This is a genomic window from Bacteroidota bacterium (assembly GCA_018698135.1).
Taxonomy (GTDB): domain Bacteria; phylum Bacteroidota; class Bacteroidia; order CAILMK01; family JAAYUY01; genus JABINZ01.
The window spans coordinates 1-20014 of record JABINZ010000281.1 but is presented as its reverse complement, the minus strand read 5'-3'; the positions used below and the strand labels follow the sequence as shown (position 1 = coordinate 20014).

The 20014-nt window shown below is 35.1% G+C and carries 18 protein-coding genes; 6 read left to right on the top strand and 12 right to left on the bottom strand.

Features of this window, described 5'->3' with window-relative positions:
- Positions 1-558 (top strand): hypothetical protein (locus tag HOG71_17555; protein ID MBT5992656.1); only part of this gene is annotated, 558 nt, incomplete at its 5' end.
- 30 nt (positions 559-588) lie between these two features.
- Here the strand turns inward: HOG71_17555 and HOG71_17550 are convergent.
- The 9 genes from HOG71_17550 to HOG71_17510 form a co-directional block, all read right to left on the bottom strand.
- Positions 589-1539, bottom strand: a complete 951-nt coding sequence (locus tag HOG71_17550) for a hypothetical protein (GenBank protein ID MBT5992655.1) — start codon at positions 1537-1539, stop codon at positions 589-591.
- Between the two features lie 272 nt (positions 1540-1811).
- Positions 1812-2582, bottom strand: coding sequence for a DUF2007 domain-containing protein (locus tag HOG71_17545; GenBank protein MBT5992654.1), 771 nt, complete (start codon positions 2580-2582; stop codon positions 1812-1814).
- A 48-nt stretch (positions 2583-2630) separates the two neighbouring features.
- Complete coding sequence (locus tag HOG71_17540) at positions 2631-3113, bottom strand: GNAT family N-acetyltransferase (GenBank protein MBT5992653.1); 483 nt, start codon at positions 3111-3113, stop codon at positions 2631-2633.
- 133 nt (positions 3114-3246) lie between these two features.
- Positions 3247-3804 (bottom strand): HDIG domain-containing protein, encoded by a 558-nt coding sequence (locus HOG71_17535; protein ID MBT5992652.1) that lies wholly within the window; start codon positions 3802-3804, stop codon positions 3247-3249.
- 97 nt (positions 3805-3901) lie between these two features.
- A complete protein-coding gene (locus tag HOG71_17530; protein MBT5992651.1) occupies positions 3902-4834 on the bottom strand; it encodes a molybdenum cofactor synthesis protein in 933 nt (310 codons plus the stop codon).
- Positions 4835-4896: 62 nt separating this feature from the next.
- Positions 4897-5445, bottom strand: a complete 549-nt coding sequence (locus tag HOG71_17525) for a hypothetical protein (GenBank protein MBT5992650.1) — start codon at positions 5443-5445, stop codon at positions 4897-4899.
- 78 nt (positions 5446-5523) lie between these two features.
- Positions 5524-5985, bottom strand: a complete 462-nt coding sequence (gene moaC / locus HOG71_17520) for a cyclic pyranopterin monophosphate synthase MoaC (GenBank protein ID MBT5992649.1) — start codon at positions 5983-5985, stop codon at positions 5524-5526.
- A gap of 48 nt (positions 5986-6033) precedes the next feature.
- Complete coding sequence (locus HOG71_17515; GenBank protein ID MBT5992648.1) at positions 6034-6834, bottom strand: GTP 3',8-cyclase MoaA; 801 nt, start codon at positions 6832-6834, stop codon at positions 6034-6036.
- Entirely contained in the window at positions 6818-7993 is a 1176-nt protein-coding gene (locus HOG71_17510) for a molybdopterin molybdotransferase MoeA (protein ID MBT5992647.1), read from the bottom strand. The genes HOG71_17515 and HOG71_17510 overlap by 17 nt, the downstream gene beginning before the upstream one ends.
- 391 nt (positions 7994-8384) lie before the next feature.
- Here HOG71_17510 and HOG71_17505 point away from each other — a divergent pair, with 391 nt between their 5' ends.
- The 3 genes from HOG71_17505 (at position 8385) to HOG71_17495 (ending at position 13928) form a co-directional block, all read left to right on the top strand.
- Positions 8385-10487, top strand: coding sequence for a T9SS type A sorting domain-containing protein (locus HOG71_17505; protein MBT5992646.1), 2103 nt, complete (start codon positions 8385-8387; stop codon positions 10485-10487).
- 39 nt (positions 10488-10526) lie between these two features.
- Positions 10527-11684, top strand: coding sequence for a T9SS type A sorting domain-containing protein (locus HOG71_17500; protein ID MBT5992645.1), 1158 nt, complete (start codon positions 10527-10529; stop codon positions 11682-11684).
- 135 nt (positions 11685-11819) lie between these two features.
- The gene (locus HOG71_17495) at positions 11820-13928 is read left to right on the top strand and encodes a T9SS type A sorting domain-containing protein (protein MBT5992644.1); all 2109 of its coding nucleotides are present in this window, start codon (positions 11820-11822) and stop codon (positions 13926-13928) included.
- 160 nt (positions 13929-14088) lie between these two features.
- Here HOG71_17495 and HOG71_17490 read toward each other — a convergent pair whose 3' ends face one another.
- Positions 14089-14646, bottom strand: a complete 558-nt coding sequence (locus HOG71_17490; GenBank protein ID MBT5992643.1) for a hypothetical protein — start codon at positions 14644-14646, stop codon at positions 14089-14091.
- A gap of 164 nt (positions 14647-14810) precedes the next feature.
- Here HOG71_17490 and HOG71_17485 point away from each other — a divergent pair, with 164 nt between their 5' ends.
- Both HOG71_17485 and HOG71_17480 read left to right on the top strand, forming a co-directional pair.
- Positions 14811-15596, top strand: coding sequence for a cytochrome c (locus tag HOG71_17485; protein MBT5992642.1), 786 nt, complete (start codon positions 14811-14813; stop codon positions 15594-15596).
- A 9-nt stretch (positions 15597-15605) separates the two neighbouring features.
- Positions 15606-16349, top strand: coding sequence for a hypothetical protein (locus HOG71_17480; protein MBT5992641.1), 744 nt, complete (start codon positions 15606-15608; stop codon positions 16347-16349).
- A 9-nt stretch (positions 16350-16358) separates the two neighbouring features.
- Here the strand turns inward: HOG71_17480 and HOG71_17475 are convergent, their stop codons facing one another.
- On the bottom strand, positions 16359-16664 hold the full coding sequence (locus HOG71_17475) for a GIY-YIG nuclease family protein (GenBank protein ID MBT5992640.1): 306 nt from the start codon (positions 16662-16664) through the stop codon (positions 16359-16361).
- Between the two features lie 92 nt (positions 16665-16756).
- Positions 16757-20014, bottom strand: a 3258-nt coding sequence (locus HOG71_17470) for a PKD domain-containing protein (GenBank protein ID MBT5992639.1), incomplete at its 5' end; no start/stop codon positions are given.

Sequence of the window (20014 nt, the reverse complement as noted above, 5' to 3'; positions counted from 1 at the left end):
TGGTACGGTTGGTTTACGACTTATGGTGTGGCTACTATCGGACAAACTACAGTATATTTTATTAGCGATGATAAAAGTTTGCAACAGGATATGCTTTTGGGTGCTGCAACCACTTTGTTGGGTGCCGCTGGTCAGTTTATCTCCCCTTTAGATCCCAGAAATGAGACCGCAGATTTTAATTCTATGCCTGAGATGACAGCCGATGAAAAACTGCTCAAATTAGATATTGCTGAAGAATTGTTAGTGGAATGGGCAAAACGTGAGAAGGAAGCACGAAACTGGCAAAATCACGCACTTACGGGTGCTGTTAATTTGGGAGGAGGATTGATAACCTGGCTGGGTTTTAAACGTAGTATTTGGGCCGGACTGGGGAATTTTGCCTTGAACACAGTTATTACAGAAACACAGATATGGACACAACCCACTCTGGCCAAAAGGAATTATGAAAAATATTGCCAGAATTATTTAAATAGTGATGAAATGAGCTCGGATATTAGCGATGTTAAATGCTATGTAAATGCCTATCCCGGTGGTATAGGAATCAGGGTGGTTTTTTAGCATATGATCAAAGGTATTGCTGGCAGCTATTTACTCATTTTCATTGATGCAAACTGTATAATATGCAGCAAGTTTATTATCAATTCTCTCCATAGCTTTTGATGAAACGAGATGATTTTTGATTTTCATTATTTCCAATTCATCGTTTGCTTTCTGATTATACCAATTGGCTTGTTTATTAATAGCCTTGTAATTTTTCCAGGCAACTAAATCAATTGAGTCAATTCCTTCCCATACAATACCATCAAAGGTATTATCTACTTTTACTTTGAAATGAATACTTTCTTTTTGCAAACTGGTTAGGGGGACAATAAATTCCGACCAGCTGTGGTTGTTTTCAGCAATTACTTTCCCCTCAAAACCTAAGAGTGATAACAGGCTTACAAATGCCATTTCTCTTTCGCTACACCAGCCAAATGTCGAAAATGTGTCGCATTGAATTGAATAATATTTAGGTTCATCAGCCATCAAATCACTCAAAAACAAATAGGGTGTGCGGTCGATATCTGCATAGGAATTATAATTGGAAAATTCTTTTGGAGGCTTTGTATCAACAAGTAATTTGTTACTTTCTACAAAGTAAATTTCATGTCTTGGATTGGGTGAAATCCAATGCCAATAATAGGGCATATTCACTATGGAACCTTTTGAGCAATCAGAAGCATATTGACTGGTGAATAAGGAATGGAGTATTTGAAAAGTAAAAAATATAGACTTGATTGAAGAATCTTTATTGTTTAAATCGTGATACACACAGAAATTATTAAATACATCACTATCAATTTGTAAACAGTCTGTTAAGTGGTTTGCCACAAGCTCCCTGAAAAAGGATGGGATGGTCATGGAATCGTAGCTATAGCTTAAAACCCGATATTCCTCTGTGGATTCTGCTGTTATATCAAATTCTATCTGGGCATCATTGTCCTGCCGACAGGAAATAAGTAACAGGATGAAAATAGATATTGTAGTGAAGATTTTCATGTATTGAACTAACGAGGAGCATCATATTATGTTGTGTCAAGGAAAAGAGATTCTGTTAAGGGAGGTGTTCAAAAAGCCAGCGTGCATGTTATTTTAGGATTGGTCCTCAATTTTCCATTCATGTGCACAATCGAAACAGAAATACCTTTTCTTCATAAAAGGAAAGGGAATTCCCATAACAACGATTGATAGCATGACCGCATATCCTGCTTTTTTTTTGAGGATGATGTTTTCTGAATTACAATTAGGGCAATTTGTTATTTCAGTTTTTTTTACCATCTGTAATAATAATCATATGCTTGGATGTGTAGTTTATCAGATTCTAATCGTAAACTGTGGCTTTTGAATTTAAGTTTATAGGTTCCAGCATACATCGCATTAAACTCTTTGTTATACTTGTCAATTATACTATCTCTTTCATTTGTATTAAGATAACAGGAAGATATGGTTAACGTATTGTGTTTGATACTCCATGATGCATATACATCCGTATAGTTAAAACCAGGTAGGAAAACCCATCCATTGTTTCTGAATGAAATTCTGTCATATGAATTTACGCTGGCAACAAATGCATTTTTAAACGCAGATGAAGAAGTATCATTAGTTAATAGACTCATTTCATCAATATACCAAGTTGTTGAGGTTAATCGCTCTGACTTATTTGGAAGTGTAAATATGATGATTGGGATAATTAAAATGATTACTGCAATTAAAACAAGAATCGCAATTCTTATTTCGATCAAAACTTTTCCAAGAAATGGGATATTTGCTGTTTTGCTATCAATGGAAAGCAAGAATTCACTTTTGATAGCTTCAGTTTCTTGAATGAAACCTCCTTCCTTTAGCAGTCTTAATGCTTCTTCAACATCCTTTTCTTTAACCTGAATTTTAACACCGCCAATTGCATTCGAATAAAAATTATAAACCTGAACGGTTAGTTCATCTGTAATTCGTGTTTCTAAGCCTTCTGATACCAGTTTGCTATTGGCAACATGAGCTTCATGTGGATAGGTAAAAGATATGACAGTAGTCCAGTTTTCCATAGAGAGAATACTATGTAAACTTAATTATTATTGCTAGGATCTACAAATTTAATTTGCCGTAAAATGTTGTATTTGCTCTTCCGTCAATCTACCATTTAGCCATTCGCTGCTTATTTCAGCTTTGTATTTTTGTTTGTAGAACTCAATAGCAGGCGTGTTCCAATCAAGCACTTGCCACATCATGCGTTTGGCTTTAACCTCTTTGGCTTTTAAAACAGTAGCATCAAATAGCTGTTTTCCGATTCCTTTTCCTCGGAATTCTTCTTTGACAATTATGTCCTCGAGGTATAAGCATTTTCCTTTCCATGTAGAGTAGGTATAATAATAGAATGACATTCCAATAATTTCTTCCTCATCTGATTCTGCCAGAATAACTTCATACATGGGCTGATCACCAAAACCATCTTTTTCAAGTTCTTCGATTGTAATTGTAACTTCATCAGGCGCTTTTTCGTACAGAGCAAGTTCCTTGATAAGATTCAAAACCTCAGGGAGGTCTGCTTTGTTTGCTTTTCGGATGATGATTTTCATGAAATAAAATTCAAAATTAAAAAATAATACTGAGCTTTTTTAGATTCCTCATCTGTTTCAAGCTAATCAAATCTTTGCAGGGCAGGTTACAGGATTCGGATAACAAAAGAGGAAATCCCACGATTAATGCTAATCACAATCCAATTTCTTCAGCAATTTCTTTCATAGCATCAACTGCCAATACTGCAAATTCGGGCAAAGGAATTCCAATTTTTTCACACTCCAGAATATGATCTCGCCTGACTGATGCTGCAAAGGCTTTTTCTTTCATTCGTTTCACCACCGACTTTGGCTTTACACTGGCTAGTTTTTTATCGGGATACACCAGCGTTGTGGCTACTACTAATCCGGTTATTGTTTCTGCTGCAGCCAAGGCATGCTGGAAGAGTGTGGTTCTTTCTAGTCCTGTTGCATCTTCATTATGCATTTTGATGGCCTCAATCATGTCCGGATCATAACCTTCTTGCATCAATATTTCAGCTGTTTTTATTCCGTGAATTTTAGGGTTAGCATTGGTAATTTCAACATCCAGATCGTGCAGCAATCCAGCAAGTCCCCACACATGTTCATCTTGATTCAAATGTCTTGCAAGTGCTTTCATCACCACTTCAGATGCCAGACTGTGGTTAATCATGTTTGGCATTTTGATGTATTTCTTAAGTAGAGTTATGGCTTTGTCTCGGGTTTTCATTTAATTAAGTTATGAGTGCCTAGAATGTGCTAGAGTGCCTAAAATTGGATAAATAAAACTTTAAGTACTCTTAACTTTAACGTACTACAGGCACTTCCTAATGCGCATCCAATCCATGAAGCATATAATATAAATGTTCCAATGTTTTACAAATCTCTTCCATATATTCATTCACAGCTTTAACACTGCCGGGAAGTGTGTAAACAAGAGTTTGTCCCATTACGCCAGCAATTCCACGACTGAGGAGGGCATTGGGTTTTTCAGCACCATATTTCATGCGTATCATTTCCATGATACCAGGTATTTCTTTATCCAACATGGGTTGCAGGGTTTCCACTGTAATATCTTTGGGTCCGATACCTGTTCCACCTGTTGTGATAATTAAATCTGCTTTATCGTTTTTAGCTGTTTGTGCCAGAATTTCAAGCGATTTCGCATGATCGGGAATAACAATAGAATCGATTTTGAATTGCCTTTCAATTTTATTGAAATGCTCTTCAATTAATTTTTTAACTCGAGGACCACTTCTATCGGTATAAACCCCTTCGGAAGCACGGTCGCTAAGGGTAATGATTAACACTCTAAATACCTTGGGATTATATTCAAACTCGTGTCCTGCCACTAATTCACCGCCCTGTATTACCCGACAAAAAATTCCTTCTTTAGGCATTACGCAATTTCCTACTTCCTTAAAAATAGCGCATCCATCACCATGACATTTTTTACCAATTTGAGTCACTTCTAAAACAATATCGTTAGATATAAATCGGTCAAGTGGTTTTGTTTTATAAAGCTCAATGCCCTCGGTAGTAATATTCTCAGCAAAATCACCATATTTAAAAGATCGATTTGCTTGTTTTGAAAACTTATCGAAACTATTGGTTCCCAATAAACTTACTTGTCGGTGCCAAGGGCCAGAATGTGCATCTCCTTCACATCCATTTTTATCCAATTGAATGAATTCAACTGGTTTTTTAATGGTTCCTTTTTCTTTGGATATGTTGACTGATACAACTTTAAATGTAGTCATGTAAATAGCTATTATATTTCATGCAATATTAAGAAAAGAGAGGCAATAAAAGATAGCTGTACTTATTCATTTCCATAGGGGAAACGCATTTCCATGGGCTCGTTTTTCCATAGAATATTTGCTATCCACCATCTTTTATTTAAAAAGATCATTTGAAAACTATTTACACCTCTTTGATTGATGGTGGCTTCTTTTTCGTATAAAAACGATTCGTAGGTACTAAAAACATTTGCAATATTATCGGATGATTGCACACTACGCTCGATTTCATTTTCATAATAATCAGTATTTTCAAGCACTGGACTTATCATTTCAATATAGTCGTCCATTGTTCCATTAAAGTATTCTTCCGCCCCATCAGGTCTGATTTTAATGGAAATAAATGTGGCAGAAGGAAGGCAAAATGCTCGGAGTTTTTCCCAGTTTCTGGGGCCAGCAGGGCCTGATATCAAATCATAAACGGAGGTAATCAAGCCATTTACCGATAACATTTGAATTGAGTCATGCATTGTCAGCACACCTGTTTTTGTGGTTTGACTATGTAGATTTATAGTAAATGAAAACGTTAGTACGAGTAATGCTGTTAATATTTTAACGAAATGTTTTGTCATGCTTTTAATTTAATTCTTGTAATACCATTTATTGATAACACAATATACTGAATTTTATTGAATTCTCATCGAACTATTTTAGATCGTGATATCTTGTTTTTGTTTTTCAATTAAGTGAATATCGCTGATTATCATATTTTTATCAACGGCTTTGCACATATCGTAAATCGTCAACAAGGCAACGCTTACAGCATTCAATGCTTCCATTTCAACACCTGTTTGCCCGATGCATTTTGCCATGCTGCTTATTTCTACTCCATTGTCCTTTAAGTCAGCTTTTACTTCAACTTTCGTTAACTGAATGGGGTGACATAAGGGGATCAGTTCACTGGTTTTCTTTGCTCCCTGAATGCCAGCAATTTCAGCAATAGTGAGCACATCACCTTTTTTGATATTATTCTCTTTAATCAATTTCAACGCTTCATGGCAAAGTGTAATAAATCCTTTTGCCTTTGCAATTCGAATTTGATCTTTTTTATGACTGACATCTACCATATTGGCTTTGCCTTGCTCGTCTGTGTGGCTGAGTTTATTTATCATGGTTAAAAGTTAAAAGTTGGAAAGTTAAAAGTTCTCATCACCGTTAATCTACCCCCCTATATTGCTAAATTGATTTGTTCTGTTGGTTGTTCCACAAGCAGGTTTGTTGCCTACAGCCAATTCGAAGGTTTTATCAATCCCTAATTCTCGGATATTATACTCCAGCTCAGAAAACAGGCAAGGTTTAATCATCCCATTTGCTGTAAGCCTCAATCTGTTGCAAGAAGCGCAATTTCCTCCTTCGCCATGTTCTACTATGCTGAAGGTACCTTCTTTAAGGTTCATCAGCTTAATAAATCGGATTTGTAGTCCATTTTCTTCACAAAATGCTTTCACCTCTTTTGCATCTTGTTCTGAAGATGAGTTTTGAACCACACAATTGATTTTGATAGGGGATAAACCTACTTGCTTTGCTGCTTTGATTCCTTTAAACACGGCTTCAATATCTCCACCTCTTGTAATGGATTTAAACTTTTCAGCATTCAATGTGTCTAGACTAATATTGATCCGATGTAAGCCAGCTTCTTTTAACTCTTTCGCATAGCTTTCTAGAAAAATGCCATTGGTGGTCATTCCAAAGTCCTTCAATCCCTTAATTGATGCTATTTGCTTAACCAAAAGAAGTATTCCCTTTCTCACCAATGGTTCTCCTCCAGTCAGTCGGATTTTATCAATCCCAAAATCAACGGCAGTTTTTGCAATTTCATAAATTTCTTCAAATGTTAGAATCTCTTTATGGTTGAGCAATTTGACACCTTCTTCGGGCATGCAATAGGTGCACCTCAGGTTGCAACGATCTGTAACCGAAATGCGTAAATAATTTATTCTTCTGTTATATGAGTCGAACATGCACTTTTTCTCCTTTCTTAATTTCAGCTTTTCCGATAGGGAAGAAGCTTATTCCATCAGCACTTTCCAAGCCATGAATGTGAGCAGATCCGTGATATGATGCAGGAATAACAGTTCCGTTGTCGGCTATCGTAATGGGGTACCACGACATTCTTTCACTTCTTTTTCGTGAATGATCAATTCCCATTTCCATGGATATTTGAAGGGGATTGAAAGTATGCCCCATCATTTCAGCTAATAAAGGTCTTACCAGCAATTCAAACTGGATGTATGATGAAACAGGATTACCAGGTAAACCAAAAATTCGCTTAGATTCTTTTATTCCAAAAGTTGTAGGCTTGCCGGGCTGAACCGCTATTTTTTGAAATTTAATATCAATACCTGCTTTCTGCATGATGTAAGGAACAAAATCAAATTCACCCATGGAAACTCCACCAGAAAGTAAAATGACATCATTTTCTTCCATTGCTTTCATAATAACATGATAGGTATCTTCTTCGTTATCAGAAGCAATACCAACATAATTTGCAATGGCATTACATCTTTCAATTTGACTAAACAATTGATAGCCATTACTATTACGAATTTTGGAAGGACCGGGTTTTACATGTGGCTCTACAATCTCATCGCCTGTTGAAATGACACCAACTTTTGGTTTTTGATACACCTCTATTTCAGTTGCTCCTACGGATGCCAGAATAGCAATATGCTGTGGTTTGATAAGAGTTCCTTTTTCGATTACTTTTTGCCCTGTTTGAACATCTTCTGCTTTGTAGCAGATATTGTCTTTCGTTTTTTCTTTCAGGTATTTAATTCTATTATCAGCCGTTTTCTCCGTATGCTCAACCATTAAAACGCAGTCAGCTCCATTTGGGATCATAGCACCTGTCATTATTTGTGCACACTCACCCTGTTTAATTTCCTTTTTTGGACTTTTGCCTGCAGGAATAACTTCAATAACTTCTAATTCCTGATTGATGTCGGTCATTTTACAGGCATAGCCATCCATGGCTGATTTATCGAATGGTGGCATATCAATATCTGAGAAAATATCGTTTGCTAAAATCAGTCCCAATGAATTAGTAAAATTGATTTTTTCTGTCTTCATCAACTCCACCGAATCCATTACTATCTTATATGCTTCTTCCAGTAAAATCATTCTATTTTTATTTGGACTGCAAAATTAGGGAAATATCGTTCTCGGGAAAGTGAAAGTCTTTTTTAGAATTCGATAAACGTATATCCTTTATTATACCACAGACATATTTATTGTATTACCATTCATATTTAGGCCACAGATTCGCAGAGATTTCACTAGCTTCCTGACAACAAATCTGTGAAATCTGTTGCAATTTTTACATCATAGCTACAATAGTGGATATTCAGATTCGATAATATTATATTCCTATTATAGACGAATTTATAAATTCACATCATTGATAATAGGTAGTATTGAATTACTAGCTCAATCGATCTACTGAGTAAATCTCACTTCCTATGAAGCTAATCTTTTGTAGTTTTATAGAATCTTCTAATCTTAAATTAAAACTATGTGGTTTAAAAAACTGGCTTTTTCTTTACTCATAATCGCACTTTGTCTTCAATCCTTTAACTCATTTTCAACTCATCTTATCAGTGGTAATATTAGCTACGAATATGTTGGAGTACATGATAGTCTTGTTTTGTATAAGATTACGATAAATATGTACCGTGATTGTGATGCTTCAACAACTCCTTTCGATGCCAGCATACAAGTAGGAGTATACAATAATGATACGTATAGGTCAAGATATTCTATATTAAATATGAATCTTGTGTCAGAAGAAGTTATTGATCCTACTGAACTTATTAATGGCGGTTGGATTCCTCCAGTTTGCTTAAGACAGGGAATTTATAGTGCTAAGCTTGCTCTTCCTATCTCAAATACAGGTTTTCACCTAACACACATACGATGTTGCAAATTATTGTTCACGAATTTACTAGATGATCAAGGCATGACTTTGTACCAGTTTATTCCACCAACTAATATTATTAATAATGCACCCTTTAATGCAAATCATCAAATAGTTTATAGTTGCGCTAAATTTCCAAATCGGTTTAATCTAGGAATTGATGATATTGATGGTGACTCCATTGTGCTTAAAGTGGCTACGCCAACAGCTGGTGGAACAGCAGTTGATCCAATACCAACTCCCTCTGGTCTATTGTTTCTGCCTTTACAAAAAGCGAATTACAGATCTCCCTATACGTTAAATGCTCCATTTGGAGCCAATAGTTATGCAACTATGCATGCAGATCAGGGAGATGTGAGCATTTATTGTCCCAATCCCGGATATTATTGTATTGCTATTGATATGAAGGAATACAGAAATGGAGTTATGATTAGCCAAAGCCGTTTCGATGTGGGCATTGTTTCCGTTTTATGTGATCCAAATATGTTACAAATGCTCAATCCAATATGGAATAAGTTTGAAATTTATGCTGGTGAAAGTCTGGAAATACCGTTTCAGTTTTATTCAGCTGGTAAGTATAAAGTGAAAAGGAAAGGTGAAATATTTGGTGATTCGAATTCGGGATTTAAAGCTCCTTTTGCTAAAATGGACAGCGTTTATGGAAGGGATACTCTTGAATCTATTTTCAGTTGGAAAACCAATTGCGATCAGGCTAGAGAAGATCCTTATGTTTTTCAAGTTGAGGCGATATCGGAAGATACGTTCATTCAATCCATTATTCATAGCATTGAAATTAAAGTCCTTCCTTTTTCAAAACCAGCTCGCATTGATGGTTCTAATCTAAGCTGTATTAAATCAAGAGGAGCAGTTTATAGCATCCACAACAATAAGCAATCCTATATTACTCATTGGGAAATTACTGGTGGAAAAGCTTTAGAAGGATTAAACTCAGATTTACTTACAGTTTTGTGGGATACCATAAGTCCTTGGCGTGTAAAAGCATATGTGAATAGCCCGTTTGGCTGTGGGAATGATAGTATCAGCATGGATGTCAATATTACTCCTTATTCAAAAACAGCTGTCATAGTTTATGATACCATGTGTAAAGGAGTCCCTATTTTTCTTCAGGGTAAATGGCAAAACCAGATAGGAATATATGTTGACACCTTTGATGGTTTGTTTTGTTGTGATAGTATTGTTACCACGCATTTGGCCCTTAAGCAATTGGATGTTTCGGTCATTAAACATAAAAGCTATTTTAAAGCGAATTTAGATGATGCTGAATATCAATGGTATTCTTGTCCTTCTGGATTTCCTATTATAGGTGCAAATAATCAGTGGTATTCTCCTACGCATACGGGTATTTATGCAGTTATCGTTAGTTACTTTGGATGTACAGATACTTCAGCATGTTTTGCATGGCCTCATACTGGACTTGAGGATTTAAAGTCAGAAAAAATAAAAACCTATCCCAATCCCAGCAATGGTTCTAAGCTTATTGTTGATTTAGGGAATATACCTAACGAGCTTGGAATTGTTGAAATTTATGACTTGATGGGGCGAAAAAGATTAGCACAGAAAAACACATCGCTAGAACAAATAATTGCGATTCAAAATGTATCTGGTTTAACAGCAGGAATGTATATGTTGTTGTACAGAAGTGAAGAAATAAATTATAGTGGTAAATTTGAAATCAGATAATCATACTGTAAATATTACTTCATAAATTAATATCAGATAATGAAAGTACAAAAACTTGCTTTTTCTTTTTTAATTCTAACGCTAATTCTTCCTGCTAAAGATGTTCAGGCAACTCATATTGTTTTTGGAAATCTTAGTTATGAAACACTTAGTACAAATGATTCAATGATACAATGCAAAGTAAAGGTTGAATTATTCAGGGATTGTTATAACTCAATTACACCATTCGATCAAGTAATCCAATTAGGAGTTTATGAAGGAGATTCTAATAAAAGGATTCAAATTCTAAGTATGTATCTACTGCAAGAAGATAAAGTGGAAACAGATAGTCTTACTTCCTGGCCTTATAAACCGAATGTATGTCTTATCAAAGGAATATATATCGATACTTTTTGGCTTAAAAAATCAAAATTCGGCTATCACCTTTATTATCAGCGATGCTGTCGAACGAACTTTACTAATTTAGTTGAGAACTCTGGTATGACATTATATCAATTTATTCAATCGGATAGTATCATCAATAATTCTCCATCCATTGCTAAACCTGGATTGATTTTCTGCTGTGTTAACGATTCTTCAAAATTCTCTCGAACTGTTGTAGATAAAGATAATGATTCATTGGTTGTTTCATTTGTAAAGTCATGGGATGGAGGAAGCTACGCTGATCCAATGCCTTTTCCTCCTCCGAGTTTGGGATTTCCTATTGCTACTATCCCTTATGCTTCATCTTACTCTCTGTCTGAACCATTTGGCAAAAGTAGTTTCTCAAGCTATAATTCATCAGAGGATAGTATAGAATTGTTCTGTCCCGATCAAGGTTTATATTCTTTGGCTCTTCAGGTAGAAGAATATCGAAACAACATTAAAATAGGTTCAAGCAGGTTTGGGCTGGCTGTTTACTCATCAATTTGCCCCTGGAATTGGGATAATGTGGCAGATGAAAATAGTAGATCGGTAAAAATCTATCCGAATCCAAACAATGGACAAAAGTTAACCATTGATATAGGAAATAGGCAGGAAGACGGGTATATTGAAATTTATAATTTGATGGGGCAGAAAATGCTTTGTCAACCTATTAATCCTCTTGAACAAAGAATAGAAATCAATAACATCTCGCAGTTTAAAGATGGATTGTACATTTTACAAATTACACAGGGTGATAAACGGGAAAGTTTTAAACTGGACGTAATTCGCTAGGTGGTAATAATTTTAATTTATGTCATGAAGCGTTGAATATTTCAATATTATTGTTCTGTAAGAGTGATTTTTAACAGAAGACAATATTCATTTTTCATCAACGTTAGACTAAAGTCAGATATCAAAAATTATACAATGCGATTACCAAAACTTGCTTTTTCTTGTATCCTGCTCATTCTTGTATTACAGTCTTCATTTTTGAAAGCTACTGAATTCATTTGTGGTAATATTCGATATGAATACATCAATCAGGATGGTATTGACTATACATACAAAATTATTGTTGAAATGTACAAGGATTGTGATATCGCTGCAATTCCATTTGATACAACAATCAACCTTGGGATTTATCATGCTTTTTACAATTTGAAATCTTCAACAATACATTTAAAACTTTCTTCTGAGGAATTTGTTGATCCTTCAGATTTATTTCCAGAAGGGTGGAAACCAAAATTATGTATCAGCAAGGCTTGCTATGTTGATACTATCCACTTACCCTCTTCATTATTTGGTTATCATATTTATTATCAAAGATGCTGCAAAGTACCCTATGCCAATTTAACAAGACTTTCAGGAATGAGTTTGTATCAGTTTATTCCTCCTAATCCGATTCTTAATTGCTCTCCACGTCTTAGAAATTATCCCTTATTATTAACATGTTTGAGTTTCCCCGGTAAATACCCTATTGAGATAATCGATAAGGAGGGAGACTCAATTGTATATTCCCTTTCAAAACCTTGGATGGGTGCCAGTTATTATAAACAAAAACCTGATCCACCTGCATCCATAATGCTGCCATTGAAGGAAATCCAATTTGCATCTGCTTATTCACCACATGAACCATTTGGGAAAAACAGTTATTCAATAATAGATACGGCTAGTCGTTTGATTAATATTTATTGCCCTTATGAAGGATATCACTCCATGACTATAGATGTGAAGGAATACCGGCAAAACATGTTAATCAGTCACACAAGATTTGATATAGGTATTATATCACTTGATTGCCCTCCTTGGAGATTGCATTTGAAAAATCCCATAAAAAATAAATTTGAAGTACATGCTGGTGATAGCATTGGAATTGAGTTCATTGTCAATTCCAATATAAATTTTCACTTGCTAGGCTCTGGTTCTGTTTTTGGTAAATCGGATACATCCTTTAAGCCTCCCTTTGCTTATATGGACTCGATTTATGGTAGTGGTGATGTAGTTAGTGTTTTTAGTTGGAAAACAAGTTGTAAACAGGGTAGGGAGGAACCATATGTTTTTAGAATTGAGGCTATTTCAGATGATAGCATTATTAGTACGAACACCATCCATGAAGAATTTGAAATCAGTGTTATTCCTTTTTCAAAACCTGAAACAATTCTGGGTTCTGGTAATAGTTGTGTAAAAGAAAAGGGCGTTTTATATGCTATTCCTGAATTAACTAATTGGTCAAATGTGGTTTGGGATATTGAAGGAGGTGCTATTATTTCTGGTCAAAACAGTGATTCATTATATGTTAAATGGGGTCAAACAGCTCCTTGGTCTGTCAATATTTTAAATACTAGCAAATTTTCCTGTGGAAATGATAGTTTGAAAATGCTCGTCAATGTACTTCCCTATAGTAAAATTGAATTAACAAATTATGAGACTATATGCAAAGGTGATAGTGCTTTTCTCCAAGGAAAGTTTCAGTTTTTGCCAGGTACATATATCGATACTTTTGATGGATTTATTTATTGTGACAGCATTGTGACAACACAGTTAACTCTCACACAGCTCGACCTGACAGTTTATACCTTTAAGAATGAACTAATGGCAAGAATTCCAGATGCACTCTATCAGTGGTATGACTGCAGTTTACATGAAAATATCAAAGGTGCTATTTTTCAAAGGTATAATTCTTTTAAAGCGGGTAGTTTCGCAGTAATTCTTAGTTATGATGGTTGCATGGATACTTCACTTTGTTATGATTGGCCACCATCTGCTTTGGAAGAGTTAAAACCCAATTCGATTAAGATTTATCCAAACCCTAATAATGGCTTAAAGCTCTTTGTTGATTTTGGTCAGCCTCATCTAAATGCAAGTACAATTGACATGTTTGATTTAGTTGGTAAAAAAATATTTTCACAAAATATAGACCCATTTACAGATCTAATAGAAATTGATCTTAGCATGGATTTCCAAACAGGAATTTATGTTGTTCAAATTACGTGTGGAAATAAACATGAAAGTTTTAAACTGGAAATAATTCGTTAAGCATTTTTAATGGATAGAATTATCAGATTTTTTGCACCTGATAGTGCTGCTTGAATAAGACCAAAACAAGCAGGACTCTATCATTGGAATCATCCTCCTGGCGATATTTAAAAATCAACAAACGAAACAGGTTTTACTGCTTTACCAGATGTGTCAAACATTAGAACCTCAGTCCAACATCTAGTCCAATTCGGAACATAAATATCGATTCATAGTTATTTATCTGTCCCCAGACTGGACCAAAATCTGCCGAAAAATTAATGAATGATTTTGGATGATAAGCTGCACCAATAAAGAGTATTATTCCAAATGCATCAAAATAGTTTTCTTGAAATTGCAGGGATGCATATTCGAATCCACCACCACAATATGGACTTAGAATTTTTTGACCATTAAGGTAATATTTCATGTCAATAAAATAACCATAACCTGTATCCTGCAATAATTTGTAAAAGGTAAATTTTGTTCCAAGCAAACCTGTTTTTGATATCCGCTCATAATTGAAAGCCATAACATGAGTTAGTAAACCATATATATTCAGGCCAATAATATTTTGCCCAAAATCAATTTGCTTTTTGCTTATTGTATGGTTTGAATCGTATAGAACTATTTTTGGAACAGCCGACACATTGTATTCTAAAAATGATGAAGGAGCTTGAGATAAACCTGAAAATCGGATCAATATTAAGAAAATTGAAAGGAAGATAAAGTATTTCATGTTTTTGTGCTTCTTTAGTAGAATCAAAGTTAATTGTTTTCGTGCTTTTTGAGGATGAAAATGATTAACCTGAATTCGGTATAATAATTCCAATAAGCCAGTAATTTGTTCAACTTTCGTATCTTAGCATAATATAGTTTTATCTACACTTTTAAATTTTTATTATGATTAGTTTACTACATCGGATGTCAGTTGTAATCTTAAGTTTTCTACTAATTACTTCAACTATTTTAATCTTGAGTAGCTGTGGGTCTGAGGATAATGCTACAGAAGTTGATGATGAAATTGCATTATTGGCAGAAGAAGAGACTTCATCTGGTTATGATGAGGAAGGGAATTTATCAGAGTTTAACGATTTTGAAGAAGATTTTGAAGAACCCGGAATTGGTAGCGAAAAAGGATTGTTAACTGGTTCAGATAAAACAGCTGATGCAAAAACAACAGTTCAAGCTCCAGCCAAGACAACAGATGAAAAATCGCTAGTTCAGCAGAAAACAACTAAAGAAACACGGAAGGAGGTAACTACAATCAATAGTCAGGAAGAAGTGCAGGAAACGAAAAAGGCTAAGGAAGTGGTTGCCAAGAATGAAACAGAAATAATTCCTAAGAAAGTAGTTGAGTCTACTTATGATGGCTGGAATATTCCTTCAAAATATGTAAGCATGACTAATCCATATAAATCAAATACAGATATGAGTATAGGCAAATCATTATATAGCAAGCTTTGCAAATCATGTCATGGTGCAAGTGGAAAAGGTGATGGTCCTAAGGCAATGTCATTAAATTCAAATATGAGATCATTTTCAAGTCCAGAATTCAAAGTACAAAAAGCAGGGATTATTTATTATAAATCCTATATTGGAAGAGACGAAATGCCAAATTTTGAGAAAAAAATCAGTGATGAAGAAGATCGATGGTTATTGATTAATTATATCATGAGTTTAAAATAAACTAAGTTTTTGCATAGTTCAAAGCACATAAATAAAATAAAACCACCCTCCAAAAGCAAAGGAGTAATTACTGATTTAGTTTATTTTTTGCTAAGAAAACCTAAGCAAGCTACCCAAATCAAATTTGATACTGATGAAGAAAGGGATGATTACAATCATCGTGTGATGCAACGATTAGGCATTGATCCAAACCGATATTCTGTATTAAACATTCACAAAATTGGTGTAGATGCTCCTGTGAGTCATGTATTTAATGAATTATTGAGATGGAATGGTGACTCCAGTTGTTGGCCAAACCATATAGCAAAAGTCGATTTTATGGGCGATGATCTGGACAGGTTGCAGATTTTGCCTTTTGGTTTTAAGAAGTATCCTTTCCGATTTATGAAAAGCTTTTTTGGCTTACAGATAATTCCTTTATTTCTTCTCCATATTATCCGTATCAAAAGGATTCCGGATGATTTTGATTTTGACAATGCCCGCTATATTTTATACGAATGTTCAGGTGGATATCCAATCGGGATATTTGTCCTCTATGTCCATTCTTCGATTCCATCCATAGGTGAGCTTGCAAAAACCCAATTGAATATTATAGTCGGTTTTGATTTTTATGGTAAAGAAAAATGGAAAAGTCAATATAAAGGAATGAATAAAATATGGGAGTATATCCATAATCGCGTAACAGCCAATGTGTTAAATCGCATGAAGCAGTTAGTAGAATGGCGAAGCGATACTATTCAGAAAAACGAATAAGATTATTGATTAAGGATTAGTAATTTGCATTTTCTCCATTAAATCGAGAGCCATTGTTCCAGGAATTCCTTCTTTATGCGCTAAAATAAACTTCACAATACGGTTGGTTGTCAGATTAATGAGCTTACGCTCAAGTTTAATTGCGTCCAAATTGCTTTCTTTTTCTGCTGACCAAACCAATGTCCACGGAATACCTTCTTTGGTGGGTATTTCAAAACCATTGTTGTGTCTGGTTATGGCATTCTTCAGGTTTTCGGTTCGGCTTTTATAAAACTTTTTTGTAGAACTTGAGTAAATTATGAAGACATGAAACATTGCATTCTTTTTTTAGATCATACAAAAGTACATAATACCCAGCCAATACGCTTTTGCGCAGCTGCTTTTAATTTTGCAGTTATTTTGAGCTTTTAATATTTGATAAATTTATGTACACTTTTTATTTTGTCATTTGTCATGTTTAAATAATAAATGCCTGAAGCCAAATTGCTCACATCCAATTGAATAGCGTTTGTTGTATTAAAATCCAGATTTCTGATTTCTCTTCCGTAAACATCCACAAGTGAAAAATTCAATTTTTCAGTGCTTTGCCTTAATACAATAAACAAGGTTTTACTCACTGGATTGGGATACATCTTCATCAGTAAATCAGTTTTCTCATCAGAAATCGAAGTGCTTCTCAATATGCTTATTAAAATTGAATCATAGCCCTCACAATCATCTTTGCTTACCTGAACCCAAATTGTATTTACTCCTTGAGGGAAGGAAGTCGAATCAACAGTTATTTGACTGCCAGTGGCATTATTGGACCATAAATAAGAATCAAATCCTAAACCGGCATCTAAAATAATCGTTTCTGCATCTATTAAACTGTCGTCTTCGCCAAGATAAACCACAGGATTTTCAATAACACCAATGCTATGCGAAACACTGTTAACACATTGCATGTTGGAGGTTACTACTAGCTTAACAACAAAGGTTGATGCACTACCATAACTATGCGTATTGTTTGTTTGAGAATTTTGATTACCATCACCTAGGTCCCATAAATAATCCATACTACCGCTACTAAGGCTGGATGTATTTGTAAAAATAAATTGGTTATTGTTTTTACATTGCTCGTCATCATTAATGTTGAATGAGGCAATGGGTTCTGGAGAAACAACAATGGGTTTTAAAATTGAATCTTTACAGCCATAATTTGACGTTACAACATGTTTAATTGTGAATATGCCTTCATTCAAATAGCTATGATTGCTATGCTTGCTTGTGGCAAAGTTTCCATCAGCCAAATCCCAGAAATAATTCTTGATACTTCCAGAACTGATATAGGAGTTGTCATAAAAGTAGAACAAATTGCCTGTAAAACATTGTCCTGTATCATTCAAAAATATACTGGCTCTGGGTTCTGGTCTGGCATAAACATCCTTTATTAAACTGTCTTTGCATCCATATGACGAGTTTGAAACCAGCTTAACAGGGAAAGTTCCTGCCTGCAGATAGCTATGCGTAGGAGAATTAATGCCAGAAAAAGTAGCATCGCCAAAACTCCATAAGGATGACACTGAGCCGCTTGATGTATTGCTAAAAACAAAGTTATTGACACTCAGGCATTGGCTGCTGTCGTTGCTTGTAAAGGCTGAAATTGGATGTGGTCTGACATGTACCAGTTTTGTCGCGCTATCCTTGCAACCATAAACTGTTGTTGAGATTAATTTAACCGAATAAGATCCATCCAGTGTGTAGGTATTGGAGGTAGGAGTATTAAAAGATGTATTGTTATTACCAAAATCCCAGAAAAAACTGGATGAACCAGTTGAAGTATTGTGGAATACAAAATTGTTTCCACTTAAACATTGATCTGAATCATTAATTATAAATGATGACTTTGGGTGTGGTTTTACATATGCAGTAGTAGTCACACTGTCCTGACAGCCAATTGAACTGGTGGTTACAAGTTTTACATCATAACTACCTATATATTGATAGCTTTTTGGTGCAGGGTTTAAAGCTGTTGAATAGGTGCTGTCACCAAAATCCCAAAAATTAGATACCGATCCTGTGCCGCAATATTTAAATGAAAAAGAGTTGCCATGTAAACATCGATGCAGTAAATGTGAAATACATGTGCCGGGTTTTGGCTGAACGGTTAAAGTTAAAGAACTTGTGTCGATACAACCATACATAGATATGGCGGTTAAAACAGCTGTAAAAGTATCGGCTGTTACATAAGTATGAGATGGAGACATTGCTGTGGAAGTATCATTATCACCAAAATCCCATAAATATGTTGATGCAGCTGAAGAAGTATTGGTGAAGCTAAACACATTTCCGTTTAAACACTGATTGTTGTTGTTGACTGTGAATCCGCTGCTTGGCAATGAGCGAATAATTACATCAAGAGTATCCGTGCTGGAGCATCCACCGGCTATATCAGTAACTTCCAGCACATAAGTTGAGTTTGATGAAGGCATCACATAAATCTGAGCATTTGTTCCAATAACAGTACTTGATAAAGTCATCCATGTGTAACTATATCCAGAAACAGGATTAGGTCCTATTAATACAGAATCACCAGGACATAAATCGGCATCAGCACCCGCATTTGCAGTTGGCTGACTATTGATTTGTCTACTAATAATTAGCGTGTCATTAAAAACAAATCCATCCGTTTGTCCATTTGGGGATGAGCTCCAAATTGTTAAGCCTGGATTTGTATTTCCAGTGAAATAGAAGTTTCCAAGAACAACAGTATCAGGCTGATTTGTCGCTAAATTTCCAGTCCAGGAGTAAGGAGACTGACTGCTGTTATTCACTTTCCAATTTAGGGTGGCATTTGTTAAGTTATTGCTACCATAATTCATCAACACTACTTCCACTTGATGATTCCCTTCGCACACAACAGCAGATGGACTAATCAAGGAAACTATTCCAGCATCATTCGTTACTGGTGGTAATTCATCAGCTCCAATATCCGGATTAGTAGGATTCCTGTTTTCACCATCAATATCTGTACTAATCCCATTGATTGGTTCACCAGCATTTCGTAATGCATAATTTGTATAATGTAAATCGGTTGATGAAACATACTGGGGATCAACCGACATCGAATTAGCATCTTTAGCTGTAGCAGTTTGTAAATTAGCCAAACTGCTGTATGCAGCTCCCCAATAAGCAAATTGACTACTTTGTGTTTTCAGGTTATTTCTGTTGCTACCACTAATGTGTGACGCGCTGTAAATATTAAAAACACTGCCCGCTGCCAATATGATATTGTTGTTTTTCATCACAATATTAGCCGAGCTTGTACTGCTTGTTAATATTCCTGCATTAGTAGTAGATGTGCCGGTTAAATTAATGCTGTTAAATACAATTTTCTGATGATTTACACCATCCAATAAAATAGCAGTAATACCACTTTTTGCAATGAAATTATTTGCCGTGATGCCTGGTGAAGTTGCAGTAGCCGTGCATCCACTTTGATGAATGCCTACATCTGTTTTTCCATTGTAAAAATAATTTCCAATGACTGCATTTGCACTATCACAATCCAATAGTTGCAAATCGTAGTTATTGGCTACATTCGAAATCGAGTTTAGAAAGGTGTTTCCATTAATAACAACTCCATCATTATATGCTATTTGAACAGAACTGCTGTAAGCACTATC